Origin of the sequence: Robbsia betulipollinis (assembly GCF_026624755.1) — a bacterium.
In the GTDB taxonomy this organism is placed as follows: domain Bacteria; phylum Pseudomonadota; class Gammaproteobacteria; order Burkholderiales; family Burkholderiaceae; genus Robbsia; species Robbsia betulipollinis.
Window position 1 is genome coordinate 680,905 of sequence record NZ_JAPMXC010000010.1, and the last position, 23,827, is coordinate 704,731.

Below are 23,827 nucleotides of genomic sequence, written 5' to 3' on the forward strand. Positions count from 1 at the left end.
CAAGATCGTGTCAGTCCCGCGTCGGCACGCCCATATCCAGCCAGTTGTCGCACCCTTTCATCTCCCGCAGGAAAACGAAGAACTCGACGTCGCTCGACAGTCCCAGCTTGTGGAAGGCATTGACCTTTTGCCGGCTGATGGTTTTCTTGCTGCGATGCAGTTGCGCGGCGATCTGGTTGCCGGTGAGCCCGGAGGCGAACAGTCGCAGCACCTCCGTTTCGCGTGGCGACAAACGCGTCTTGTCGGGCAGCCGGGCCAGCATGTCGATGCCGATCGACTGGCGGATATGCCGCGACAGAAAGGACCTTTCCTCGGCGACGGACTGCACGGCGGTGATCAGTTCCTCGGCGATGTCGGATTTGCTGACCAGACCCGCGACCTTCAGACGCGCGATGGATCCCAATACGCCGGCGTTGTCGTGCATCGTGATGACGATGATGATCCGGCCCGCACAGCCTTATTTGGCGGGCTTCGTCCAAAAATCGTCCAAAATAAATCAAAAATTTTCACGCGGACGCTTTGATGATCACCCACTCCGAGCCGCGCGAGTCGCGATAAAGGTCTGTCATTCTGCTGGTCTTGTGGCCCATGACGGCCTGGGCGAATTCTTTGCCGTATACCTCTGTGTAAAGCCGAGCCGACAGCGACCGAATTTCATGAAAAACCGTTGCCGTCTTCCCGGCCTCGGGCGCGTACTCGATCCGGATCAGCATTTTCCTGAACGTGTGCGCGAACGTGTTGACGCTCGGCGGCTGGCCGGCTCGCGCGCTGGCGTACGACTTCACCAGGTGGATGAGGTGCTTGCTCAGGACGTTGTCATTGCAATGCCGCACGACGTCCTCAATCGACATGTCGATCGCCGCCATGCGTAGACCGAGTGGAATCTTCAGCCTGGCGGACGTCTTCTGCTGCTCGATCCACAGAAACCCTTCGCGGACATGCGATCGCTGCAGGCCCGCGATGTCGCCGACCCGCTGCCCGGAGATCAGCGCGAGATTCATTGCGTTGACAAACCAGCATAGCTCTGGGACTGCGGCGGCCTGCGCACGCACGGCCAGGAATGTTTCGAGAGACAACCGCTCCCGCGTCACCTTGGCCTTGGGAGCGAATGTGGAGTCGACCGGGTTCTGTCCGGGCTTCAGCAAGCCGTGGTTGATCGCCTCGCGGAAGATCCTCATCGCGTGCGACCGGATCTTCGGCGGCAGGGAAGGGCCTCGCTCCGCCGATTTCTTCACGAGTTGGACGATGTCAAATGGCTCGACCGCGGCAACGAACATTTCGCCGATCTCGGCGACGATGATTCCGATCTCGGTCTCGACGTTCTTCAGGTAGCGCTGCCCGGCGTACTTTTCCCGGATCGGTGCCATGTACTCGTCGACCCACGCCTTTACGGTCTGGTTTTTCGTCTGGATGCGTGCCAACAAGGTTGGCTTCACATCGCGCAGCGCGAGTTCCGCATTGACGCTTTTAACCTGCAGGCTTGCCTCCTTCAAATCCCGGCCGAGTCCGTAGGTCTTGCCAGTGACCGGGTGCCGGAACCAGTAGTAGCCGCTCGTGTTCTGGTACAGATTTTCCGGCCAGTTGCGGCGCCGGGCGTCACGTCGTCTAGCGGCCACTGAGGATCCTTTCGCGGCGTTCTGCCTGCGGATCGATGTAACGCGCGTCCTCGCGCACGAAGAATTTCAGACCCATGCGGACCGGCTGCGGGCTGATTTTCCCGCCGTGCACCCAGTTGCGCAGCGTGTTGGGATGCGGTGAATAATCACCCATCAATTTTTTTGCCCATTCGGCAATGGGAATGAGCTTACACGTCGTCATATTGACCTCGCATATTTGCCATACGTTGGCGGGAAATTTTGAAAATTAACGAGAGGCGTTGCGCTACAATCGGTTTTTGCGCGTTTGGGGTGCTTCAAAGAGGCCTGCGGAGGGAGAAGATGTACCTGGAGTACAAAATCCTGAATTACGGTAGAACTGTGGATGTAGGCGGTCTTTGGTACGATTTCAGGAATTCAGATATGGCTGAATTATTCGTTCGAACTATAAAGGCAGGAGCGACGCCAAACCTTGTATATAAAATACTAACTGACGGAAGAATATTTCCTTCAAAAGATCATTAATTTTAATAAAATGGATTTTAATTATGAAAAATTTATTTAACTTGAAAAATATTCCGATATTTTTGTTTTTTTTGTCTGTTTTTTTTATAGTAAAAATTTTCACTTTGTTTATGCCAAAACAAAGTTCTGATTGGGCGAGTTGGGTTCAAGCATTTGGGTCAATTGGCGCAATTTTTGTTGCTATATATGTGTCGTATGATCAAAATAAAAAGCAGTTAGTTCGAGAAAAAGAAAAAGTAAAGAAAGAAGAATTGTCTTTGCTTACTATCATTAATGATGAGTTGTTTTTATTGCGGAAGTTAGTGGACGAACGATTTGCCGATTTTTTAAGTAAAATTCCAAAAAATATTTCTGATATGGAACTTCATAAGGTGCCAACAAAGCCGTTTCTGGTTTATGAAGGTTCGGTTTCGAAAATTGGAATTATTTCTGATGAAGATATTCGTCGAAAGATTATTTATATCTATAGTGGATACAATAGGCTATTTGATGGAATGAGTCTGTTTAACGAAATAAGTGACAGTTACGATGACGCTAAAAGGTATGATGATTCGGCGGATACTAGTGAAAGTCGTAAGGAGAAAGATGAAAGATATAAGGATCTTGAATATTCTCATTTGCAATTGAGGGAGTTATATAAGAAAATTGATGATCCTTTAAATGCACTGTTGCGTAATTTGGGGGAGGCCATTGGCGGTGGTGCTGTTTGCGAGTAGTGTGTTGCCGAGATCAAATGTTTAAAAATGCAATTATGAAATAGATAATCTGAAATTTAGACGAAATTTCCCTGTAATGCCATATTCACTCATGTTTCCATGAGATTGTGATATAGGGCAAGATGCAACTCTACGTCGCTAGTTATCTCGGTTTGAATTGCATTTTGTGGCAGTCGTGCCATTCAATTCGTCATTCGCATAGTCCATAAATGGAAGTGCAGAGCGGCGAGCCGTCATGTTCGCCCTTGGATCGGAACGTGTCGTACTGACGCCCGCCACGGCTCGTCTTCGTCCATTCGATTGCCTGCTAGACGCCGTGACGCTCGAGCGAGATCGTGGCGCTGTTGGAGGTCTACTGCGGCGTTCACGGCGTGACCCGGCGGAATTCGACGACCCACACCCAGGGATTGACATCCCATCCATAGCCGTGGGCGGCGTTGAGGCTGTCCCAGAGACATTGGTAAAGCTGCGGTGCTGTCAGCGTCTCGTCCGCATCGGGCACGTGTCGAAGGAAATTGACGCCCTCGGCTTCTGCATCCGCCTCGCTGATGCCCTGGAGCCGCTCGACGCACACGCTCGTCACCTCGAGCAGGATCCGCGACGCCCAGCGGCGCATGTGGATCGAGGGACGCTAACGTCCAGGTTTCGATCTTTCCCAGCCTTCGCGAAATATGGCAGCATCATGGTCATCCCCTGGGCGGAGCACTTGGCTCACGCCATCGCTTCTAGCGTAGGCAGTTCGTGGCACGATGGCGTGCGTCTCGCGTACCCATAGCCGGTCGCCGGGCTGGCCGTAGGGCGACATCAGGCTGTCGCCGGTGCGTGTGTGCCAGATCCCACCTTGAAGCGGAAGCGTCTCGCCGGCGGCTGTACGTCCGCCGTCCGGTCCGCCGATCACTATCGGTTCCCACTCGCCAAGCGGATTGTTGTGCGGCAGCTTTACGGCCCGCCGCGTTTGCGTCTTGCGTCCGTCGAGGAGGGCGCGGACCATCGGGCCCGAAAATAGGATAGGCTTTTCTTTCATATTCGTATTTTCAAATACCGGGAGTTTTGATGAGCGCGAGTCCATTGCGTAGGTTTTCAACAGAGCAGATTGAAACCGCAATAGCGGATGCGTTGCAGAAACTGACAGGTAGTGACGTAAAAGTTTCGATCGCGCACCAGAAGTACAAAGCGTCGTCGATGGATGCTCTAACGGGAAAGTCAGAAGTGGCAGATTTATCGTTGACGGTCACAGAAATCCCGCCAGATCTAAACATCAACGTCACTTTCGTTGACCCGCCGGCGAAGGAGTAGTCAAATTTATGGCCCGAAATCACGGTTACGCATGCGATCTCCTCATGCTGTGGTTTCTCTATTGCCGATCGATAAAATGGCGTGCACCATAGCGCCAGAAAATAATATTGGGAGATAAAGCATGGCCGATCCGAAAAATTGGGTTGATGTCACGAGCGCTCTTAGCACGGCCGCAGCTGCAATAATTGCTTTGTGGTTCGGAGTGGCCCAATCGTGGTCAAACAATCGCAAAGCGAAACTTAGAGCTCGCCTAGCTGCTTCCAGCATACTTGCTCCACTTGATTGGGCTACTGGAAATACGTGTGAGGCAAAAGACCGGCTAGACGACTGGGATGAATATAACGAAATGGCCCCCGTTCCCGCCTATAAATTGATTTTTTCCCTTTTAGCGCAAGCAAGTTTCATTGTGGCAAGTGGAGACTTGGAGGCGCTGGCATTCTTGCCTAATAATTGCGCGATAAAACTAGCTCACGCGCTTAGCGTACTTACGGTGGTTAACGCAGACATGGAAAGGTTCTGGAATGAATTCTCTGCAAAAGACAAGGACCTGGCTTTTGACCGGCGAGCTCATTGGTCAAATCTTTTAGGCATTGCATATGAAAATTTCAGGGCAGCACTTTCTGAATGCAATCGCGCAACGGGAACTGTCGCAGGAATGTCCGCTGTCAAACCTGGCGATACGTGAAACCGATCGATTGATTCGGTCACACGCATTTTTATTTAGGCTGCCGTTGCTGTGATCTGTTTCTCGTGGGCGAAATTCGCGGTGATCAACGCAGTCGCGACATCGGGGCAGACGCTGTTGCCGATCATCCGGACCTGCGCCGATTTCGACAGAGGTTTTCCGTTGATGACCGGATCGAGCACATAGCTGTCCGGGAAACCCTGGGCGCGCGCGAGCTCACGCGGGGTAAGCATGCGCATGCCGATGTCGACAATCGCGTAGTCCTCGCCTTGGATCGTCACCAGCGCGAGCCGATCGCGCGTCGGGATGGTGTGCATCGGGTCGTGGCAGTCCTGGTGCTGGCCACCTTCGCCGTAGTACTTCATCAGGAAGGCTCGGACTTCGCCCAGGTGACCACCGCCTGCCGTCAGCGTCGACGCGGGGTCGCGCGCGTCCTGCCCGAACTGGTTGTTCCGCAGCTTGAGCAGGTGTGAAACAGCGATCGCCGTGTCGGCCTTGCTGGTGACTGTAGCGAGCGGCTCGGCGGCGTCGCGCGGCCGGGATTGGCCTGCGCGGCCGCCGCAACCGACCAGTTGGGCGGTGACCAGAGAGTGATGGTCGGAGGTGGTGACCGTTCCTGTGGGCACCTCAACACCGGTGCCGACGACTCCCCCGTAGTGCTTCGCCAGGAATGCGGAGACCAGCGCATGCTTGACGCCGCCCGCGACCGCGGTGCCGAGCGGCTTGTCCAAGCCTGGCGCACGGGGCGCCTGCCCGGGGCGCTCGCCGTATCCGGTCTGGATCAGCGTCGCGGAGACGAGCCCCATCGCATTGCCGGTGCCAGGCCGTGCTTGTTCGCCACCGGCGGTGACTGTGTGCACCGGTTCGCCCAGGTCGCTGCCGACGCTGCCGGTGCGCATCTTGGTGATGTGTGCCGAGATCAGAGCCTGCTCGCCACGGTTCGCTGTGGTGATCGTTGCCAGCGGCACGCCCGCTGCGCGCGTTCTGTCGTCACCCTGGTGGGTGATGTGCATGATTGCTGGCGCAACCCCGCCGTCGGCGGTGGGCACGACAAACGGATCCGCCGCGTCCACCACGAATTTCATGATGCCCTTGGCGATCCGCCGGAGGGTAGCCGGCTTCAGTTCCCGCTTGCGCTCGAAAATCGACGGGCAGGGGATCGACCAGTCGATGCATTCCGCAGCGGTGCGCCAGGGCAGCAGCTTGCCAGCCTTTACCGCTTCGGATTTTGGATTGCCGTGCGTCGGAACCGGCCAGACGATCGGCAGGTGATCGCGGCGCGCGACGAGAAAGAAGCGCTTGCGGATCGTCGGCGCACCGAAGTCGCACGCGCGCAGCTCGCGGTGCTCGACCACATAGCCCTGGCGCCGCAGCGCATTGACGAACGAGCGGAACGTGCGGCCGCGTTGCGCCGGGTCCGGCTTGCCATCGGCGCCCAGCGGGCCCCAGGTCACGAATTCCTCGACGTTCTCCAGCATGACGACGCGCGGCTTGACGGTGGCCGCCCAGCGCAGCGCGATCCAGGCAAGACCGCGGATCTTCTTCGACACCGGTTTTCCGCCTTTGGCCTTGCTGAAGTGCTTGCAGTCCGGCGACAGCCAGACGAGCGCGGCCGGCTGGTTACCGGTGATCTCGACCGGATTGACGTCGAACACGCTTTCGCAATAGTGGGCCGTGTGCGGGTGGTTCACGGTGTGCATGGCGATCGCCTCGGCGTCGTGGTTGATCGCGATGTCGACCGGTCGGCCAAAGGCGCGCTCCAGTCCGGTGCTGGCGCCGCCGCCGCCGGCGAAGTTGTCAATGATCAACTCGGACCCGAGGTCGAGCGGCATCGAGAAGAAATCACGTTTCATGGGGTATCTCCTGCTGGCGCCTTGGTAGCGGCGAGGTGGAAATCGACGTCGCTGACGACGGGGACCGCGGCGCCCCGCGGGCGCTTGAGCATCGCCAGGTCGCCGCGGAGCAGCTTGTTTTCGGCGGCGAGTGAGTTGACCTCGCTGCGGAGCACATCACGGTCGCTGCGGTACTGATCGGAGGATGCCTGGGCGATGTCCAGGGCGGCGAGGAGGGCGCGCAGCTCGTCCAGTTGATCGGAGGGCTCGGCACCGCTGGCGAGCCGCGCGCGGGCGTTTGCAATGTGGTTGGTCACGACATCCACTCCCTGTCTAATTTGTCATGCGAGGCGTTCTGTGCCTGCCGCGACTTTCTCAGGGCGAATGCGATGACAAAAATGCTGATCGGGTAAGTCAGCAGGACGATAAGGCGAGCGAGGAAAGTCAGGACTTGGTAGCCCGCTTCGCCAGCGGTCCGCGCGATTTCTCGGTACAGATCTGCATCGATGAGAACGAACGGGATCACCTTTGCCGTTTCTCGAAGGCAGTCGCGGTATCTCGCGGATTGCTTCATGTCTTCGGTTCCTGGCGGGCGGCATCGACCGCACCATCAAGGAGATTTTTTGCCAATCCCCAGTGGTGATCAAACGCCAATGCGACGTCTTCGTTTTCGACCATTGCTCGATACCGCGCTGCGTCTTCCACATCGTTCGCCTGAGCGGCGGGGCGGGCGGCATCAAGCAGCTCCTGGAATTCGTCGATGAGGATGCTGCGAAGCGCCGCTCGATTGCGGGCGTTGGGGCGATCATGGTAAGTATCGACTGCGGCCATTACCCGAACGCCCCGGGTAACCACATCCCGAATTGCCTTGTCGTCGCTCATTTTTTCTTTTCCTTATCCGGGCCGGGATTCCCTGAAAGAACAGCACGCAGCTCGCCTACGTTCCAACGGGTCGAGCCGCCAAACTTGCGCGGCTTCGGTAGCACGCCGATGCGAGCGCGTCGCCAGATAGTTTGTAGGGCGACGTCGAATAGGCCTGCGACGACATGGACATCGATGTATGCCGAGTCAGGCATCTGGTCGAACGTAGCCAGGGAGTGAATGACGGCTGGCTTCACTTTGGATTTACTGCGTGACTCGCTCTTTTCAGGGACAGCACAAGCATCTGTTTGCTGAGAATTGCCCACATGCATCGCGTACTTGCCCCCGGAATCAGCAACGGCGGGGGCGCAGAGCAATTTGCGCAATGCATCAGCGACCAAATTTGTGTTGTGCTCGCCGACGATCAGGCCCCCTTGCAATAGCGACAGGCGCACGTGCTCATTGGTCAGCCCGGCTGGCGCCTGCACTGCTTCCACGGGCGCTATGCTGGCGCGCGGTACGTACTCGGTGACGTCTATACCCACTGCCTTCCATCCGTCAGCGACTTTCTCGTCATCGGTCGTTTTATGTAGCGTGCCCGACATCGGGCCGCTCATCATTGCCCAGATTGAATCTGGCCGCGCTTCTACGGGCGCTGGTGGGGTTGCTGCGGTAGGCATGCGACTGAGCAACGTTTCCCCGTACCGCTTCGCTGCTGCCACCTGCTCGTCTGTCATGGCGGCGTCCCGGGCGATGTTTAGTACTTTCCGGATGGGTTGGCCGATCGGGCTGTTATAGCCCTGGTGATGCCACAGTTGCCAAAGGAGGGAGCCGATCGTGCGCGACGCCTCGTCCAGCACGCTGCTGTATTCGTTGGTGGTCATGTCAGATCCAGTGAAGCGCTGGCGCTCAGGCGCAGCGGTGAGCCGCGCACGGCGCGCGGGCGTGTTCTGCCTCGTCGAGGGTGGTTTGCAGGGCGAGGAGGAGAATGACGGCGCCGCCGGCGATGGCCAGGCGCAAGAGGAAGCCGGCCGTAGTCAATTGCGCACCTGAACGACGACGATCGCCAGGGCAGCGAGCCCGAATCGGTTGTGGGCGGCGGCGAGCGCGGCCTGCTGACTCACGCAAGCACCGCGGCCACGGTAGACGCCGGCGGCGGTGCGCACGGTCACGCGAAAATTCGACATGTCACTTTTCCTCGGAGTTGCCGGCCGCGCGGCGCGCAGCTCGCCATGCCGGATTGGTGAAGACTCGGTCCAGCCGCTTGAACGACACGACGGCGTCGGGCCGGCCATCGTGGTGTGCTGTGAGCTCGTTGCGTTTGACGTAAATCGCGCCGGTGGCGTCGTGGAATTCGTCGCCGGGCAGTAGCTGGGCGAATACCTTGCCGGTGTTGCGCCGGGCCGGTTTGCGAGGGGCGGCGGGGATGATGCCGCGAGCCGCGCGCTTCACTCGGTCCACGATTCAAGCTCGCGGGTCGATTGCACGCCCCACACCACAGCGAGAACGCTGGGCATGAGGAAGAAGAAAGAGGTGATCGCCATCCACATTTCAGGCTCCAGGAGAAACAGCGGTTGCCAATGCCCCGGCGCGCGAGGCATGAACAACGGTTGTCAGGCAAGTTGGGCGGCGATTTCTGTCGCAGCTTCGGCCGGGGTGTATCCGGCATCGAAGATTTCCAGCGCATCGGTATCTCGGTCCAACTGCACAATCGTCATACCGGCGAGTACTGCCAGACGCGAAAGCCATTGGTCATAACGGACTTCCTCTGCGGAAACGGCGGCTTCGGCGCGCGCCATAGTTGCCATGTTCATGATTTTCTCGGTGATGCCCGCAGAAGCGGGGCTGGTCAGATAAAAACGAACATCAGGACCGCTGCGCCTGTCATGAGCAGGGCGGTGCCGACAGCGACAAGCGCTTGCGGGACGGTGATTTCCACGTCGGACTCCAGTTCGTGCATCAGTTATCTCGGTGACGCCCTGAACAGGGCAATAAACTAAGTAGTACTTACCGATTCACTCACGGGAATGCATTGGGAAATACTTGATCCACCGGCCCGCGCTACACCCTCTGGCGAGGCTCGCGGCACCGTGGATCGGTGATCAATCGAAGTGCGTTCTCTCCCTCACTCCCGAGGGCAGGCGCAGATCGATAGCCGGAGGTCTTGAGGGGGACCGGGTTGCGCCCTATGTGCTGCATCGCTTGCTGGATTGTGAAAGAACGTCCCGGCGGGGCCGGCGTGCCATGCGTCGCTGGCATGAACAAATTATCACGTATGTGTTTTAATGTGTCAAACACAAATGTGATTTTTTGGCGCAGGGAAATTTTGGATTGGGGAAGAAGCAAAGATGCAAGCGGAGATCTAGTTGTGCCCAGGCAACAAATTATTTGTAGGGGCAGAGAAAGAAAAAGCCCCGCTCAGGAGCAGGGCTTTTATACTTTGAAAGTGCTACAGCTGGTAACTGATCAGTCGGCAGTTGCTAATCACTATTTTCTTTTGATTTTGTTAGCTCGCGTAACCTCACTGCTTGTTCCAGCATGTTCTCTCGATAGCTCGAAATAGCAGTTTCAATGCCGTGCATCACAATTTGATCGGTTGTAGTTGCCATATTCGCAACGAGCTCAAATAGTGCCTGCGTTGGAATGACGACTGAAAGGTTTGCGGTTCTTTGTTCGGGAACGTCATTGCCTTCGGATAATGTCGTCATCGAGTGAAACATGATTTTGGTGACAGGTATGCCAACTTGGAGTTGTGAAATCCCATCAACATAGACCTCTCGCAGAGAGTCTGGAATAGTAAGGTCTATGTTTTTCCCCCCAAGATTTTCAATTTTCCGTGGCATTTTCAACGTCCTTTAAATTTTTACTATTTGAAATACTTGATTGAGATGCTTTCGTGCCTGCAACCACCCAAACTGACGCTTGGGTTTCTTGTAGGTCAATCACTTGGGGGGTGTAGTTGAACGTGTTTGTCCGTAGTGAAGAATTTACGGAAAAGTGCGCAATTGAATGAACGTTCTTTTTAAGCGTATTCTGGGAATCCTCTTCTTCGAAGGAACGCACTTGCATTGCCTCTTCGGACATGTTCTGTTTGTTACGGAAAAACTCGCTGTAAGCGACAAATTGCACCGATAGTGCAACGTCGTAATACGCGCCTAACTTGAGAAGAGTAGGGATAGACATCCTTCCATAGCTGGGGTCTTCAAGGCGTGCCACTGCAGATTGACTGCCCAAACCAGCGCCAGTAGCAACTTCCTTCTGCGTCAGCCCCCTGGCGGACCGCAATGCGCGAAGTTGAAATGCCATTCCCTGTTCAACGCTGGCTTTAACGTAGCCGTTTCGATACCCACGCTGGCGGAATTTGGATAATTTTTTCGGGGTCATGTGCATCATTTTCTTCGTTCTCATCCCAGGGAACCGACTGTGAAGCGCCCGAAAGTATGGAATTCATTCGCTTCTCGCAAGTAGCAAGCGCTTCAACCGGGATGAACTGGTTACCTTTTTCCGTCGCCCATATAAGCAAGGTAAAGACTCCTGGCACAGGCCCGAAAAACCCGATAGGGCGCTGCTGCAGTTGACCTTCGAAGAAACGAAATTCGTAGAAGTCGCGAAAACCATTTTTTTTCTCAGGAGTCAACTTTGCTGCTGCATCGCGTACCCACCTTTCTTTCAATCTGACCTCTAGAGCCTCCCAGTGAAAATCGAAGGCTGCCTGAACGTTCCCGGGCTGTCGGTCGTAGTAGCTCCTGACGTCTCTTCGACCTGTTGGGCTCTGGTGGTCATGCAGTCGCCAAATTTTGAGTGTCATTTATTATCACTTATTTGTGATGAGCGTTGCTAGCGTTTTTTGCGTCGAGCCAAGTTGCTGGGGCACAACGTCGCAGGAAGGAAGCTCCCACGCTTAGCCCCATGGTCACAGCGAATTGGTTGGACGTGACTGCCTATAGTCGCTTCGACACGCCTCGAACAGCAACACATCGAAATTTTGGAATGACTTGCTGGAGCAAATATTTTTTACAGCTCCTTTAGAGTTCAACGCAGCCCGACGCACGGTAAGCCTTTAGAGCTGGCGCTTATCTGAAAATTGACCAGATCGTCCGCCAGACCCCAGCCCGCACAGCGGTCCGCACAGCGAGTTTTTCCAGGTCGCCGTACTTCCCCTGTGGCGCAACTGCTCGCGACTTCGCGCCTCCAGCCAGCCCAAGACTGCGCTTAAGCGTTTCCGGCGAGCGGGCGTATTCATCTGCCAGCTTGGCCCGGTGGATCTCGATCAACTCCAAAAACCGTTTGGACTTTGCACCGCCCATCCTTACCGAGTAATCGACCATCTTCGGTTCGAATCCGCCGATTGCGTCGGCTGCTGCATTTTTCTGTCCTTTCGCCGCCAGGGTCAGGAATGTGCGCCAACTATCTTCAACTAAGCCCCTGGCTTCTGCATCCAGGCTTGGCTCATCGAATGATGGGGTTGGGTGAGTGACTGCCGGCGAAATTTCCATCATCAAAGGGGCTATCTTTTGAGGTGGCTCAGACTTTTGCCCGGTCCATATCTCCAGCAGCTTATGCGTTACCGCGTCGCAGGAGTCGTTGATGGCATACATTGACTCAAGATAGGGTGAGTAATGCTTTGCCATCCACGCCATAGCCTCAGTCTCGGACAATCCTTGCGGCACATGCTCGAAGAAGAATGGCGTGATCTTCGCTTTTATTTCGGCTACTAGCCCTTGGTACAAGGCGAGAGACTGCATTTCCCTGGATGATTCTTCAGATTTTTCTTCTTGCACTCTTGTCCCCATGTTGGACGTTGCTGGTGCGTTTCCTCGCGCATGGTTTAAATGCGCCGCACTGTCCACGATCCGGTGACCCGCCCGCAAACCGTGAGATCGGACGTTTCGGCTTGCTCAATGTCAATGGGATCATAGTTTTTGTTGTCGCTCTTGATGCGTATGCCCCCGTGTGCACGCCCCTGCAAACGCTTAATCATCAAGCCGTCCTGCCAGACGATCACATAGACGCCGTCACCCTCGAAGCATCGGACCGTCCTGTCCACAAAGACAATGTCGCCGTGCTCGATCGTTCCAGACATGCTGTCGCCTCGCGCAGGGAGGAGATCCAAGCTTTCCGGATTCGATCCCAGTTCGACAATCAGATAATCACGCAATAAATCGACGTATTGAATCACTTCGGGAAAGTCTATAGGCGTGCCGGCGCTACCCATAAAGGGTGTCGCGTCCAGCATGCGTAATCTCACATAACCTGGCGGCACTGGGTCTGACTCACGAGCCGTTATCTGGGCTTTTTCGCCCGGATTGCCGGTCCCATTGGCAAGCCAATCAGGGCTCACTCCCAGTGCCTTCGCAATCTCGACAATCTTCCGGCTCGACTTTCTAGCGCCGGATTCTAGATTGCCGATATTAGATTGCGAAATTTTGACCAATTTAGCAAGACCCGCTTGCGATAGTTCGGCCTTTTCTCTCGCCCACACAAGGCGTTGCGCTAGTTCTCTCATATCACGATCGTAATAGGTTTTGCCATCACATTGGTGTTGACTGTTATGAACACGTATGTGATTATCACTTCCATGGACACGCAAAAAACCGTCACCGATCTTCTCGCCACCGGGCTTACCCAACAGGCGCTGGCGAAGCTTGCCGACTGCTCGCAGTCGCTTATTTCGGCTTTGTCCACAGGAAAGCGTGGTCAGCGCCCGTCGAAGTCGATCGGTGATCGGCTCGAAGCGCTCCACAAAAAGCGGTGCCGGAAGCGGGCTATCTCATGAGACACCCGGGCTTGCGTCTATTCCGCTGCATGTGGTCGCAGATGAAGGTCCACGGCGACAAGCGGCTGGCGCGGCTGATCTGGCAGCTTCGGCGGTAGAGGAAAGAGGGCGCGATTGTGCCGCGCGCGCTGGCGCTGGATCTGGTCCCACGGAACACCCCCGGTACTGAATTTTTTATTTGTTGATTCGAATTTTATCCGGGTCAACCCCTAGTTTCCACGTTCGATAGAGCTTGAAATGCACATCGCCGACGCAGCATACGCAGTTGTTCACGATTACCCGGGCGGCGCTGAGTCGCTGGCGCCGCGGCTTGGCATGTCGTCGGCGGTTTTGCGCAACAAGGTCAATCCGAACAACACGACGCACCACGTGACGTTGGCCGAGGCGCTGCGCCTGTCGCAGATCACGGGCAGCCGCGTTTTGATCGATGCCTTTGCCACGGAACTGGGGCTGATCGTAATCGAGCTGCCGGCGCCGGAAAACTGCGCGGACGGCGAGGTCTTGGAATGGATGGCGAAGACGTGGGAGACGAACGGCGACATCGGTAAGGAGGTGAACGCGACGTTTGCCGACAGCCGTGTCGAGGCGCATGAGGTCGCGAAGATCAAGGACCGCGTGTTTTCGCATATCCGCTCGCTGTTTGGCCTGGTGGGCCGGATTGAAGGGATGGCAGAGAAATGACCGCACACACGCACAGCCGCCACTCGCGGACGAAGAGCGCCGCATTCCACGCGCTGACGCTGAATTTCTTCAGCGCGACGCAGCAAGCCGTCATGAACGAGTTTCCGACGTCCCGCGCTGCGATGACGCGCGACGAGATCGCTGAGGCCACGGGCATGCGCCTGTCGTCGGTCTGCGGCCGCGTTCGGGAATTGATGGACAAGGGCCACCTGGTCGACCGTGGCCAGAAGAAGGGTCCGCACGGCGTGCTGCAGCAGCTCGTCGGCCTGCCGACTGGCGGTGCCGCATGAGCGCCTCGCACGTCGAGCAAGCGCTCGCCATGCCGGCGCAAGCGCGCGCCGAAGCCGCCGGCATCGCGCAACCGTCATTGGGCATGGCGTCAGCGCCCGCCCAGGACCTCCCGGCCCGGCAATGCCTGTCCTGCGGCGCCTACACGCGTCCGGACGGCTCATTGCCCTGCGACCACTGAGCACGCCATGAGCAGCAAGATCATGATTATCTGCAATCGATTGATGCAGAATCAGACTTTCTTCGACGAGAGAGCCTATGTTGAATCGCGACCAAATAATAGAGGCCATTCGGATGTTGCGCCGCGTTGGCGTGGAAATCCACTTTCAGTGTCCGAATCCCGCCGGACATCGATCAATGGGCATATCAGAAGCCGACGCAGCGGCATATGCAGTCGGTGCGATCAATCTTCCTGCACGCCTTTCCGGGATGTCACCGGACGAGTTTGCCGACTGGATGCATTCAGGTGGGTATATGTGCTGCCATGCCCTTACGCGGGCCGGACGCCGATGCAAGAACCTCGTGCGCGGGCATCAGGTGACAGATTCAGCGGAGTGGAAGCGCCTGCTCGAGGAAAAGCCCTACTGCGCCAAGCACGGCGGGTAGATGCAGCGTTTGACGCGCTTCCAACCAATGGGGGCGCGCAATGAGCGGCTACGCATACCAGTGGGCGAAGCGTCAACGCGTTGGCGATGGCCCCACGAAATCCCTGCTGAAAACCTACGCGCATTGGGCGTCGGAGGACTACACGTCCTGGGTCACCAACGAGGAGCTGGAAAGCGACCTCGAGATGGACATCAAGACGATCCGGAAGTGCCGGAAGAAGCTGGTCGACCTGGGTTTCCTCATGGAGACCGAAGGGCGCAAGGGCGAGACGCGCAGCATCGTTGTGTACCAGATGCTGGCGCCGGCTGATTCCGTGATCGTTCAGGCGTGGAACCCGCGCACTGAAAAAATGGAGGTGCTTGGCCCTCCGTACCGTCATGAGATTGATGCGAAAGGAGTCCAAAAACGGAGCCCCTCCAAATCTGGTGGGTCTAAGACCCTCCAAATACGGAGCCCCTCCGAAAACGGAGCCCCTCCAGAAACGCCCGGAAGCCCCTCCACATTTACCGGCAAGCCCCTCCAAATACGCCCGGAAGCCCCTCCAAATTTGGAGGGCAAGAAGGGTTTAGAAGAACAAGAGAAAGCAGGAGAAGAGAAAACCCTGCGGCTGGCGCCGCCTGTGTCTGAAGGCGCTGACAAAACGGCAACGGCGAAAGACAAAACCGCCGAGCCGGACACGATTACGCTGCAGGCCCTGGTTGCTGAAGGCGTCAATCGGCAGCACGCGAAGGACTGGTTGACGGCGCGGAAGAAGAAGCAGCGTCCGCTGACGCTGACGGCATGGGACGACGTGAAGGCTGAGGCGGTGAAGGCAGGGATGACGCCGGCGGCGGCTGTCGAGATGGCGGCGAAGAACAGCTGGGCAGGATTCCGCGCTGGCTGGCTGACGGAAGGTAAGCAGGGCAGCGGCGCGGCCGCCGCAGTCGATACGGAATGGCACCTGTCCATGGACGGCATCAAGCGGCGCGGCGTCGAACTGCGTGTCAAACCGCAGCAGGACGGCGAGGACTTCCTCCAGTTCAAAGCCCGCGTGTTCAAGGCAGCCGGCCAGGGCCCGTGGATCGACAAACTGCTGGCGGAATGGCGCGGCACCGAGTCGGTGTTCCTCTCGCTGACCGCATATTTCAACGATTTGCGCCCCGGCTCGGCCGCGGCATAACCAGGACCAGCCATGAAAGTGAGCGGCGAAAAAATTCCCGACGGGTTGATTGACGATGTCGTCGCGTCAATGAAGCGGCAGTTCATGTTCCAGCGCTACCACATCAGGGCGGGAATCAAAAAGCAACTAACCGTAGGCACCGCAACAGCATGCGAAAACCTCGCGGATCAGATTGCAGGCGCCGTCATCAAGCGCGAGCGCAAGGCCGGCAACATCGGCCCGGCAGATCCGTCGCGCAAGCGCTCGACGTACTGGCGCTGGATCGGGGGCAAGGCATGAGCAGCTTCGACATTTTGATGGGAGGGCTGTTCGTGATCGCGCTGCTCGTCGCAGTGAAGTCGGACTACATTGCCGCGGCCGTCCCTCCGGTCGTTTTGTTAATGGTATGGGCGTTGTGCAGATGAGTGCCCGTTGCGCCCCGCCGGCGCTGCGCGACCTTCCCGCCGCGTTGTCGCCTGCCGAGGAATGGTGCGCCGCCTCGCTGGCGCGGCAGGGTGTACCGGACCGCGTGCTGCCGCGCATGGTGGAACGGTCCTACGGCGCCTCGGTGAACCACGAGGCAATCATCAGCGAAGTGAAGCGGAGACGGAAGGCATGAAGGGGTGGCCGAGGGTTCCAGACGGCGCGACGCATGTGGGCACGGCGAGGATCAACGCCGCGCCGACGGTGAGCGCGCCTCGGCCGCACCCGGCAGCGCAGCCTGCGCCGAAGCCTGCGAAGTACGGCAACACAAAGGTGAACGTCGATGGTCATGAATTCGACAGCGCGAAAGAGTCGCGGCGGTACCGGGTGCTGAAGGTGATGGAAGAGGCAGGCGAGATAGGCAAATTGACCATGCAGCACGTGTTCCTGTTGGTGCCGGCGCAGCGCCGCGCCGATGGCCGGGCCGAGCGGAAGGTGGAGTACCGGGCCGATTTCTCGTATGTGGAGGGCGGTGAACTGGTCGTCGAGGACGTGAAGTCGGAAATCACGCGCAAGACGAAGGACTACGTGATCAAGCGAAAGCTGATGCTCCAGGTACACGGCATCAGCATCAGGGAGGTGAACTGATGGGAACGACAAAGCCACGCGGAAAACAGAAAGCGCCCAGCGCTATTGACCGCATCATCGGCCTGCTGGCGGATGGCAAGACATACAGCCAGATCGAAATCTGCCGCGACCTCGCGATGCCTCGTCCAACAGTGTCCCGCGCGATCGTCAGGCATCGCGCCGTCGGCAGTTTGCCCCGGATTAGGTATGCAGGCGATCAGGAAATCCGCGGCACCGGCGTGCCGTCGCCCATATATGAGCTGAGTGACGCGCCTGATGCGGGAAAGGTTGCACGGGAACCGAAAGCGAGGGCGCGGCGAAAGAGTGCCCGCAAGGCGCCGCTCGCAATCGACCTGATTCTCGCGCTGATGTCCGATGGACGTCGGCTCAGTCAGGCCGCGATGGTCGACGTTCTCAAAATTCATTCGTCGACGGTCTGCATGGCGATTCGGAGCCATCGCCGAGACGGCAACGGCGGAAAGCTGCACATCGTCGACTCGGAGCGGCAGAAATTCGGGCAGTTCTCGCCGGTCTGGCAAATCTGCGAGGGTCCTGATGTCCCGATGCCTGACGCCTATGTCGAACACACGGCTAATCGCGTGGCGGGTCGCGGGGTTCTGCGGCAGACGGAGACCTTCCTCGATCGTGATTTCCGGCGAAAGGCGTCTGATGAGGCCGCTGCAGCCATCGAGCAAAACCTCGCGCGCCTGCGCCCACTCGCCGGCAATGTCTGGGGCATCTGCATGGCGCAGGCGGTGGCAGCATGAGTTTCAGTCCCGCATTGAAGGGCATGTTGATCATCACGGCGACGTTGTTCGCGCTGGTGTGCGGCCTGGTGTGGCTGGCGGGTGTAACGGTAGGGATAGCGTTTGCATTGCTGACGCCGAGTGCGGTGACGGTCGCCATTCGCTGGGGTGCGACGCGATGCTGAAGCGCACCGGTTTCAAGCGACCTGACCCGCGCACCCTCGACCCATTCAAGCGATCTACACTTCCGCGCCGCTCGGGCCCCATCAAGAAAAAGGCACCGAAGAAGCGCGCCGGTCACGACAAGGCGATGCTGGCGGCGTGCCGCGGGCAGCCGTGCTATCTGCGCGTCCCAGGCGTCTGCCGCAACGAGATCGCGACCGTGGTGCCGTGCCATGCGAACTGGGCAGAGTACGGCAAGGGCATGGGGCAGAAGGCAGCAGACCGGTTCACGGTGCCCGGGTGCTGGCGCTGCCATTCATGGCTTGACCAGGGGCCGGCACCGGGCGAATTGAAGCGCGCGACATGGGAAGCTGCGTACTCGCCTTGGTCGGCATATCGCGACGGCGTGCCGCGCGAGGCAGCATAAATGACCCGCCTCAGCGAATTCAGCGACCCAGCGAAAATCCTGGAAGACCATCAGGCGGGCACATGCAAGGGTTGCCCGCACGAACGATCAGAGCGCTTCTTCGGCGCGGACCACAAAACCTGTGCATTGGGCGCGCCGCACGGCAGCAGATGCGAAAACTACGGCAAGAGGCAATCCATGAATATTCTCGATCTGTGCGGCGTCATTCCGAAAGACGACATCGACGCCGTGCTGCTTGACTGGTACGAGTGGAGCGAAACGTACACCCCGGCCGTCGGATACCGGACTGCGGATGCGTCCTGCCGCGAGTACCGGTCCAGCCGGCAATGGATGACGTACGACGAGCTGGGCGAGCAGGTCGACGCGAATCTGCGCGCGGAAGTGGGCAAGGTTGTCGAGCCGCTCGTGCTGGCGCTGGGCGTGCGGCACCGGATCGCTGTCAGCACGGCGATGCGCAACATGGTGACCGGCTCGACCGTGTGGAAGAATCCGCGGTATCCGGAAACCCAAGACGGCGACTATGCGGCCGCGAAAGATTTGATGCGCCCGCAACTCTATGCGAAAGGTCTGATAAAAGCGCTTGTAAACCCGGCGCGCATCCTCTAGAATCACCTTCGTCGGCGTAGTCACGTCCGTAGCAAACGAATTCAGAAGCCCGCATAGCGATAGCCGTGCGGGCTTTTTGCATTGGCCCATCGAGATCGCAATGACCATCACATCCGTGCTTCAGAGGATCGCTTCCTGGTTCAAGAGCAAGGAAGCTGCGGTCGTCGCGACTGTTGAGGCTGATGTCACGAAGATCGTGGGCGCCCATGCTGCCGCCGTTCCTACCGTCATTCTCAAGGAGATCGCAATGCCCGATGCAACCATCCCCGCAACCGTCGACAAGGTCGGCGCCGCAGTGCAGATCGCGCTGCTGCTCAAGTCGGTCGACGCATCGCTGACCACCGAGCAGGTCCAGGCCGCCACGGCTGCCGCGCTGTCCGCCGCATACCCGGCCGCCTAAGTGGTTACCCCGCGGCTGCAGACGCTGAAGCTCAGGCTTCCGACGTCGTCTGTCAGCCGCGTTGCAGTTCTTCAGCCAGGATCATGGCGGACCGATAAGCAGAGCAGTACGGCCCGCGGCTATGGCTATGCATGGCAGAAGGCGCGGGCCGGGCATCTACGCAATCACCCGTTCTGTGTCTTCTGCATGCGCGATGCGGGCATCGTCGCAACGACGATTGAAGGCGTCATCATCGAGTGCGCGACGCGCGGCATTGCAGCCCCCTACGGCTCAGTGGTTGACCACATGGACCCGCACCGCGGCGACATGAAGGTGTTCTGGGATACAACGCGGTGGCAATCGCTGTGCTTCCACCACCACAGTGCCGAGAAGCAGAGGCAAGAGGGCGCTTTGTAATTAGTACACACAGGGGAGGGTGGGTCGAGAGTTGGCAGGTAAAAACTTTCTAGACCGCCAGTTCCCGCATTCGCAGAATTTTTCCCCGTTTTGAGGTTTTGTTAATGGCTTTAACAGCAAAGAAAAGGCGTTTCGCCGACGCTGTTTTAGCCGGCAAGTCCAATAAAGACGGGGCTGTTGCTGCTGGATACAGCGCCAAAACGGCATCGGCTGCCGGGTCGCGACTTGTTAAAGACAAGGACGTCGTCCTGTACCTGGAGGCGGCCCGGATTCAGCGCGAGGCAAAAGCGAAGCCGGCCGAGAAAGAGGCTGGCGCGCCGCGGGTGCCGGCCGATTTCAACATAGACGCGCTGTCGACCTTCACGGATCCGAAGGCGTTCCTGATTGCTGCAATGAACGACGGCCGGACCGAGCAGAAGCTGCGTGTGGACGCGGCGAAGGCGCTCATGCCGTTCATGCACGCGAAGGTCGGCGAGGCCGGAAAGAAGGACGCGAAGGCAGACGCCGCCAAAAAGGCGGGTGCAGGAAAATTCGCCGCGACGGCGCCGCCGAAGCTGGTCGTGAACAACCGGAAGTAGGCGATGGAATGGAAGACAAGCTGCGTCGATTGGGCGGAACGGCTCAAGCGCGGCGACTCCATTATTCCGCCTCCGATCTTCCCGGGGCAGTCTGAGCAAGCGCTCGAAGTTTTCAAGGCGCTCAAGATCGTAGACGCGCCCGGCAGCCCGACGTTCGGCGAGTCGTGTGCGGAATGGGTGTTCGACCTGGTCGCCTCGATCTTCGGTGCGTATGACCCGGAGAGCGGGCGCCGTCTGATTACCGAGTGGTTCATCTGCCTGCCGAAGAAAAATTCGAAGTCGACCATCGCCGCCGGGATCATGATGACCGCGGTCATTTTGAACTGGCGGCAGTCGGCTGAATTCGCGATTCTGGCCCCGACGATCGAGGTCGCGCAGAACAGTTTCAGCCCGAGCCGGGACATGGTGAAGCATGACGAGGAGCTTGAGGAGCTTCTCCAGGTTCAAACGCACATCAAGACGATAACGCACCGTAACACTGGCGCGACGCTGAAGGTCGTCGCGGCCGACTCGAATACGGTAGGCGGGAAAAAGTCTGTGGGGACGCTGGTCGACGAGTTGTGGCTGTTCGGCAAGCAAGCCGGTGCAGAGAACATGCTGCGGGAGGCAATCGGCGGCTTGGCGTCACGCCCGGAAGGCTTCGTTATTTACCTGACGACGCAATCGGACGATCCGCCGGCGGGCGTGTTCCGCCAAAAGCTGCAGTACGCGCGCGACGTTCGCGACGGTAAGGTCATCGACCCATGTTTCGTGCCGGTGATTTTCGAGCACCCGCCCGAAATGGTGGCGAGCAAAGAGCATCTGCTCGCTGAAAACCTTGCCATGGTGAATCCGAATCTCGGCTATTCGGTAGATCGCGCTTTCCTACTGCGCGAATTCACTAAGGCGAAAACTGAGGGTGAAGCATCGTTCCGCGGCTTCTTGGCGAAGCACGGCAACGTGGAAATCGGCCTCGCTCTGCGCAGCGACCGGTGGGCTGGCGCCGACTTTTGGGAGGCTGCCGCGCTGGCGCCGTGCCTCTCGCTGGACGATCTGATTGCCCGCTCGGAGGTCATCGACGTGGGCATAGATGGCGGCGGGCTCGACGACTTGCTGGGGTTGGCCGTAATAGGTCGCGAGCGTGAAACGCGGCGCTGGCTTCTGTGGACGCATGCCTGGGCGCACCCATCCGTGTTTGATCGCCGCAAGGAAATCGCGCCGGCGCTGCGCGACTTCGAGAAGGCGGGCGACCTGACGGTCGTCGATCAAATGGGTGACGACGTGATGCAAGTTGCGGAAATCGTCTCGATGATCGAGGTTGCCGGTCTGCTTGACCGTGTTGGCGCCGACCCAGCTGGCATCGGCGCGGTACTCGATGCACTCGTCGAGGCAGACGTCCCGCAGGACAAGGTGATCGGCATTTCGCAGGGCTGGAAACTGTCGGGCGCAATCAAGACTGCCGAGCGGAAGCTGGCAGAAGGCGTGTTGATCCACGGCGGCCAGTCGTTGATGGCTTGGAGCGTCGGAAACGCTCGGGTCGTTCCAGTAGGAAACGCGGTGAATATTACGAAACAAGCAAGCGGGACGTCAAAAATCGACCCGCTTATGGCCAGTTTCGACGCTATTTCGCTGATGGCTTTGAATCCTGAGTCGCGCTACAGCGCGGACGGATTTTTCGACGACCCGATCATGGTGGGGGTGTGATGGCAGGCAGCAAAAAGCCGGGCCGGGTGAAGTCGGCGCTGTTGAACTGGATGGGCGTCCCAATCGGACTTACCGATGGCACTTTCTGGCAAGAATGGTTCGGTTCGAAGAGCGCGAGCGGGAAAAACGTATCTGTCGACACGGCAATGCAGCTGTCGGCAGTTTGGGCGTGCATTCGCCTCCTCTCCGAGACGGTGTCGACGCTGCCGCTCAAGGTATACCGGAAGCAGGCCGACGGATCGCGGGCGATCGCCACTGATCACCCGCTGTACCGGCTGCTGAGTCAATCTCCAAACTTGGAAATGACGCCGGGGCGTTTCATGCTGTTCATCGTGGCAAGCATTTGCTTGCGCGGTAACGCGTTCGTCGAAAAAATCATGATCGGTGCGCGTGTGGTAGCGCTGAATCCGCTTCTGCCGCAAAACGTCGTCGTCAAGCGGCTCGACAATGGGCAACTGCAGTACACCTACACCGACTCGTCCGGAGAGCGGACGATACCGGTAAAAAACATGATGCACATCAGAGGTTTCGGCCTGGATGGAATCTGCGGTATGCATCCCATTCGAGAGGGTCGGGAGCTGTTTGGTTCGGCAATGGCGGCGGAAGAGGCGGCCGCGAAGATATTCGCGCAGGGCATGCAATCGTCAGGTTTTCTCAGCAGCGAAAACACGCTCCGGCCTGACCAGCGAGACCAGATCCGCAAGAACCTTGCGACGTTTATGGGCTCCACCAATGCCGGAAAGTTGATGGTGCTCGAAAGCGGGCTGAAGTACCAGGGCATCACGATGGATCCGGAGGCCGCGCAGATGCTGGAAACGCGGGCCATGAATGTTGAACGTAAGCGTCCAGCCAGTACATCTTCTCCATCCGATCTAAAAGCGCGAGGATTGCCGATTTCATAACGGGATCGGAAGCGATGAGAGAAGAGCCGGATGTAATCGAGGTCAAGCCGTCGACAGCACGTCGACGCTTTAGCACGACGTTCAAGCGGGAACTGGTGGAACAGACGTTGCGCCCCGACGTCTCGATGGCCGCGGTGGCGTTAGCCAACGGCCTCAACACGAACCAGCTTGCCCGATGGCGGCGCGAGTATTTATTGGGTACGGGTGCCAGTCCGATGCCATTGCCCGCACGCGGCTCTTGATCTGCGGGATCGCGTCGGGCGCGGGCGCCTCGATCCAGTCCACCTGGTTCGACTCTATCTACCGAACGTTCGATGCCAAACAGGCAACAGGGCATGTCTGCATATGCCAAAGCTGAACTTCAACCAAACTGCCAGGGCCAGTTGTGCGGCTATATAGCGAGTTTAACTACACGAAATCTGGATCGAAAAAATTATCCGTAAAGACGATGATTGAGAGGGTTTTCATGAGGTTTTGTGGTTGAAGTTCAGCTTTGGCATATGCAGACATGCCCTGTTGCCTGTTTGGCATCGAACGTTCGGTAGATAGAAAAACCGCCATTGTCAGCTTGGCCCGTTAGCTCGTATTCTTTCGAAAGAACAGCGAGTTCTGTTCGAAAGGAAACGGGTCAGTCAGTGGTCCCCTGCTACGCATCATGGATGCGACCGCCACGACTGGATTTGGCATATGCAGACATGCCCTGTTGCCTGTTTGGCATCGAACGTTCGGTAGATAGAAAAACCGCCATTGTCAGCTTGGCCCGTTAGCTCGTATTCTTTCGAAAGAACAGCGAGTTCTGTTCGAAAGGAAACGGGTCAGTCAGTGGTCCCCTGCTACGCATCATGGATGCGACCGCCACGACTGGATCTTTCTACGTA

Annotated in this window: 39 protein-coding genes and 1 pseudogene; 23 read left to right on the forward strand and 17 right to left on the reverse strand. The window is 58.0% G+C overall.

Going from position 1 to position 23,827, the window contains the following annotated elements; translation table 11 throughout:
• Positions 1-10: 10 nt before the first annotated feature.
• The 3 genes from OVY01_RS20780 to OVY01_RS20790 all read right to left on the reverse strand — a co-directional run bounded on the left by OVY01_RS20780 (position 11) and on the right by OVY01_RS20790 (position 1,818).
• The gene (locus tag OVY01_RS20780) at positions 11-424 is read right to left on the reverse strand and encodes a LuxR C-terminal-related transcriptional regulator (protein ID WP_267849477.1); all 414 of its coding nucleotides are present in this window, start codon (positions 422-424) and stop codon (positions 11-13) included.
• 82 nt (positions 425-506) lie between these two features.
• Entirely contained in the window at positions 507-1,616 is a 1,110-nt protein-coding gene (locus OVY01_RS20785; protein WP_267849478.1) for a tyrosine-type recombinase/integrase, read from the reverse strand.
• Positions 1,606-1,818: an excisionase gene (locus OVY01_RS20790; protein ID WP_267849479.1), complete on the reverse strand. Its 213-nt coding sequence runs from the start codon at positions 1,816-1,818 to the stop codon at positions 1,606-1,608. Before OVY01_RS20790 ends, OVY01_RS20785 begins: the two co-directional genes overlap by 11 nt.
• A 325-nt stretch (positions 1,819-2,143) precedes the next feature.
• Here OVY01_RS20790 and OVY01_RS20795 point away from each other — a divergent pair, with 325 nt between their 5' ends.
• Positions 2,144-2,836 carry a hypothetical protein gene (locus OVY01_RS20795; protein ID WP_267849480.1) on the forward strand — a complete coding sequence of 231 codons (693 nt, stop codon included), beginning with the start codon at positions 2,144-2,146 and terminating at the stop codon, positions 2,834-2,836.
• Between the two features lie 364 nt (positions 2,837-3,200).
• Here the strand turns inward: OVY01_RS20795 and OVY01_RS23370 are convergent.
• Positions 3,201-3,860: pseudogene (locus OVY01_RS23370) on the reverse strand (hypothetical protein).
• A 29-nt stretch (positions 3,861-3,889) separates the two neighbouring features.
• Here OVY01_RS23370 and OVY01_RS20805 point away from each other — a divergent pair.
• Positions 3,890-4,132: a hypothetical protein gene (locus OVY01_RS20805; protein WP_267849482.1), complete on the forward strand. Its 243-nt coding sequence runs from the start codon at positions 3,890-3,892 to the stop codon at positions 4,130-4,132.
• 121 nt (positions 4,133-4,253) lie between these two features.
• Entirely contained in the window at positions 4,254-4,817 is a 564-nt protein-coding gene (locus tag OVY01_RS20810) for a hypothetical protein (RefSeq protein WP_267849483.1), read from the forward strand.
• Positions 4,818-4,852: 35 nt separating this feature from the next.
• Here OVY01_RS20810 and OVY01_RS20815 read toward each other — a convergent pair whose 3' ends face one another.
• From OVY01_RS20815 to OVY01_RS20835, 5 genes are read right to left on the reverse strand one after another with little or no spacing between them, the layout of a single operon-like run.
• Entirely contained in the window at positions 4,853-6,670 is a 1,818-nt protein-coding gene (locus tag OVY01_RS20815) for a DNA cytosine methyltransferase (RefSeq protein WP_267849484.1), read from the reverse strand.
• Entirely contained in the window at positions 6,667-6,966 is a 300-nt protein-coding gene (locus OVY01_RS20820; RefSeq protein ID WP_267849485.1) for a hypothetical protein, read from the reverse strand. Before OVY01_RS20820 ends, OVY01_RS20815 begins: the two co-directional genes overlap by 4 nt.
• On the reverse strand, positions 6,963-7,223 hold the full coding sequence (locus OVY01_RS20825) for a hypothetical protein (RefSeq protein ID WP_267849486.1): 261 nt from the start codon (positions 7,221-7,223) through the stop codon (positions 6,963-6,965). The genes OVY01_RS20820 and OVY01_RS20825 overlap by 4 nt, the downstream gene beginning before the upstream one ends.
• Positions 7,220-7,531, reverse strand: a complete 312-nt coding sequence (locus OVY01_RS20830) for a hypothetical protein (protein ID WP_267849487.1) — start codon at positions 7,529-7,531, stop codon at positions 7,220-7,222. The genes OVY01_RS20825 and OVY01_RS20830 overlap by 4 nt, the downstream gene beginning before the upstream one ends.
• On the reverse strand, positions 7,528-8,394 hold the full coding sequence (locus tag OVY01_RS20835) for a helix-turn-helix transcriptional regulator (protein ID WP_267849488.1): 867 nt from the start codon (positions 8,392-8,394) through the stop codon (positions 7,528-7,530). The genes OVY01_RS20830 and OVY01_RS20835 overlap by 4 nt, the downstream gene beginning before the upstream one ends.
• On the opposite strand from OVY01_RS20835, the gene OVY01_RS20840 reads away from it, so the two are divergent.
• A complete protein-coding gene (locus OVY01_RS20840) occupies positions 8,393-8,563 on the forward strand; it encodes a hypothetical protein (RefSeq protein ID WP_267849489.1) in 171 nt (56 codons plus the stop codon). The two genes, OVY01_RS20835 and OVY01_RS20840, sit on opposite strands and share 2 nt — an antisense overlap.
• Here the strand turns inward: OVY01_RS20840 and OVY01_RS20845 are convergent.
• The 8 genes from OVY01_RS20845 to OVY01_RS20880 form a co-directional block, all read right to left on the reverse strand.
• Positions 8,548-8,697, reverse strand: coding sequence for a hypothetical protein (locus tag OVY01_RS20845; RefSeq protein ID WP_267849490.1), 150 nt, complete (start codon positions 8,695-8,697; stop codon positions 8,548-8,550). The two genes, OVY01_RS20840 and OVY01_RS20845, sit on opposite strands and share 16 nt — an antisense overlap.
• A 1-nt stretch (position 8,698) precedes the next feature.
• On the reverse strand, positions 8,699-8,971 hold the full coding sequence (locus tag OVY01_RS20850; RefSeq protein WP_267849491.1) for a hypothetical protein: 273 nt from the start codon (positions 8,969-8,971) through the stop codon (positions 8,699-8,701).
• A gap of 152 nt (positions 8,972-9,123) precedes the next feature.
• Positions 9,124-9,324: a hypothetical protein gene (locus OVY01_RS20855; protein ID WP_267849492.1), complete on the reverse strand. Its 201-nt coding sequence runs from the start codon at positions 9,322-9,324 to the stop codon at positions 9,124-9,126.
• A gap of 666 nt (positions 9,325-9,990) precedes the next feature.
• Positions 9,991-10,353 (reverse strand): hypothetical protein, encoded by a 363-nt coding sequence (locus tag OVY01_RS20860; RefSeq protein ID WP_267849493.1) that lies wholly within the window; start codon positions 10,351-10,353, stop codon positions 9,991-9,993.
• A complete protein-coding gene (locus OVY01_RS20865; protein ID WP_267849494.1) occupies positions 10,337-10,894 on the reverse strand; it encodes a helix-turn-helix domain-containing protein in 558 nt (185 codons plus the stop codon). Before OVY01_RS20865 ends, OVY01_RS20860 begins: the two co-directional genes overlap by 17 nt.
• The gene (locus OVY01_RS20870) at positions 10,836-11,318 is read right to left on the reverse strand and encodes a hypothetical protein (protein WP_267849495.1); all 483 of its coding nucleotides are present in this window, start codon (positions 11,316-11,318) and stop codon (positions 10,836-10,838) included. Before OVY01_RS20870 ends, OVY01_RS20865 begins: the two co-directional genes overlap by 59 nt.
• A gap of 265 nt (positions 11,319-11,583) precedes the next feature.
• Positions 11,584-12,291 (reverse strand): hypothetical protein, encoded by a 708-nt coding sequence (locus OVY01_RS20875; RefSeq protein ID WP_267849496.1) that lies wholly within the window; start codon positions 12,289-12,291, stop codon positions 11,584-11,586.
• A 47-nt stretch (positions 12,292-12,338) separates the two neighbouring features.
• Complete coding sequence (locus OVY01_RS20880; RefSeq protein ID WP_267849497.1) at positions 12,339-13,253, reverse strand: XRE family transcriptional regulator; 915 nt, start codon at positions 13,251-13,253, stop codon at positions 12,339-12,341.
• 270 nt (positions 13,254-13,523) lie between these two features.
• Here OVY01_RS20880 and OVY01_RS20885 point away from each other — a divergent pair, with 270 nt between their 5' ends.
• The 19 genes from OVY01_RS20885 (at position 13,524) to OVY01_RS20975 (ending at position 23,191) form a co-directional block, all read left to right on the forward strand.
• On the forward strand, positions 13,524-13,967 hold the full coding sequence (locus OVY01_RS20885) for a phage regulatory CII family protein (protein WP_267849498.1): 444 nt from the start codon (positions 13,524-13,526) through the stop codon (positions 13,965-13,967).
• Complete coding sequence (locus OVY01_RS20890; RefSeq protein WP_267849499.1) at positions 13,964-14,257, forward strand: hypothetical protein; 294 nt, start codon at positions 13,964-13,966, stop codon at positions 14,255-14,257. The genes OVY01_RS20885 and OVY01_RS20890 overlap by 4 nt, the downstream gene beginning before the upstream one ends.
• A complete protein-coding gene (locus OVY01_RS20895; protein WP_267849500.1) occupies positions 14,254-14,436 on the forward strand; it encodes a hypothetical protein in 183 nt (60 codons plus the stop codon). The genes OVY01_RS20890 and OVY01_RS20895 overlap by 4 nt, the downstream gene beginning before the upstream one ends.
• Before the next feature lie 77 nt (positions 14,437-14,513).
• Positions 14,514-14,861 (forward strand): hypothetical protein, encoded by a 348-nt coding sequence (locus OVY01_RS20900; protein WP_267849501.1) that lies wholly within the window; start codon positions 14,514-14,516, stop codon positions 14,859-14,861.
• 40 nt (positions 14,862-14,901) lie between these two features.
• The gene (locus tag OVY01_RS20905) at positions 14,902-16,020 is read left to right on the forward strand and encodes a hypothetical protein (protein WP_267849502.1); all 1,119 of its coding nucleotides are present in this window, start codon (positions 14,902-14,904) and stop codon (positions 16,018-16,020) included.
• Positions 16,021-16,032: 12 nt separating this feature from the next.
• Positions 16,033-16,299 carry a hypothetical protein gene (locus OVY01_RS20910; protein ID WP_267849503.1) on the forward strand — a complete coding sequence of 89 codons (267 nt, stop codon included), beginning with the start codon at positions 16,033-16,035 and terminating at the stop codon, positions 16,297-16,299.
• Complete coding sequence (locus OVY01_RS20915; protein WP_267849504.1) at positions 16,296-16,424, forward strand: hypothetical protein; 129 nt, start codon at positions 16,296-16,298, stop codon at positions 16,422-16,424. The genes OVY01_RS20910 and OVY01_RS20915 overlap by 4 nt, the downstream gene beginning before the upstream one ends.
• Entirely contained in the window at positions 16,421-16,618 is a 198-nt protein-coding gene (locus OVY01_RS20920) for a hypothetical protein (protein ID WP_267849505.1), read from the forward strand. The genes OVY01_RS20915 and OVY01_RS20920 overlap by 4 nt, the downstream gene beginning before the upstream one ends.
• On the forward strand, positions 16,615-17,070 hold the full coding sequence (locus OVY01_RS20925) for a DUF1064 domain-containing protein (RefSeq protein WP_267849506.1): 456 nt from the start codon (positions 16,615-16,617) through the stop codon (positions 17,068-17,070). The genes OVY01_RS20920 and OVY01_RS20925 overlap by 4 nt, the downstream gene beginning before the upstream one ends.
• Positions 17,070-17,816, forward strand: a complete 747-nt coding sequence (locus OVY01_RS20930) for a hypothetical protein (protein ID WP_267849507.1) — start codon at positions 17,070-17,072, stop codon at positions 17,814-17,816. Before OVY01_RS20925 ends, OVY01_RS20930 begins: the two co-directional genes overlap by 1 nt.
• Positions 17,813-17,980, forward strand: a complete 168-nt coding sequence (locus OVY01_RS20935; protein WP_267849508.1) for a hypothetical protein — start codon at positions 17,813-17,815, stop codon at positions 17,978-17,980. The genes OVY01_RS20930 and OVY01_RS20935 overlap by 4 nt, the downstream gene beginning before the upstream one ends.
• Positions 17,974-18,384, forward strand: coding sequence for a nuclease domain-containing protein (locus tag OVY01_RS20940; RefSeq protein WP_267849509.1), 411 nt, complete (start codon positions 17,974-17,976; stop codon positions 18,382-18,384). Before OVY01_RS20935 ends, OVY01_RS20940 begins: the two co-directional genes overlap by 7 nt.
• Positions 18,385-18,990 (forward strand): hypothetical protein, encoded by a 606-nt coding sequence (locus OVY01_RS20945; protein WP_267849510.1) that lies wholly within the window; start codon positions 18,385-18,387, stop codon positions 18,988-18,990.
• Between the two features lie 100 nt (positions 18,991-19,090).
• The gene (locus OVY01_RS20950; RefSeq protein WP_267849511.1) at positions 19,091-19,390 is read left to right on the forward strand and encodes a hypothetical protein; all 300 of its coding nucleotides are present in this window, start codon (positions 19,091-19,093) and stop codon (positions 19,388-19,390) included.
• A 186-nt stretch (positions 19,391-19,576) separates the two neighbouring features.
• Positions 19,577-19,786, forward strand: a complete 210-nt coding sequence (locus tag OVY01_RS20955; protein ID WP_267849512.1) for an HNH endonuclease — start codon at positions 19,577-19,579, stop codon at positions 19,784-19,786.
• Positions 19,787-19,890: 104 nt separating this feature from the next.
• Complete coding sequence (locus tag OVY01_RS20960; protein ID WP_267849513.1) at positions 19,891-20,364, forward strand: terminase small subunit; 474 nt, start codon at positions 19,891-19,893, stop codon at positions 20,362-20,364.
• A 3-nt stretch (positions 20,365-20,367) separates the two neighbouring features.
• Entirely contained in the window at positions 20,368-22,047 is a 1,680-nt protein-coding gene (locus OVY01_RS20965; RefSeq protein WP_267849514.1) for a terminase large subunit, read from the forward strand.
• Positions 22,047-22,949 (forward strand): phage portal protein, encoded by a 903-nt coding sequence (locus tag OVY01_RS20970; RefSeq protein WP_267849515.1) that lies wholly within the window; start codon positions 22,047-22,049, stop codon positions 22,947-22,949. The genes OVY01_RS20965 and OVY01_RS20970 overlap by 1 nt, the downstream gene beginning before the upstream one ends.
• Before the next feature lie 14 nt (positions 22,950-22,963).
• Complete coding sequence (locus tag OVY01_RS20975) at positions 22,964-23,191, forward strand: transposase (protein ID WP_267849516.1); 228 nt, start codon at positions 22,964-22,966, stop codon at positions 23,189-23,191.
• Positions 23,192-23,827 lie beyond the last annotated feature (636 nt).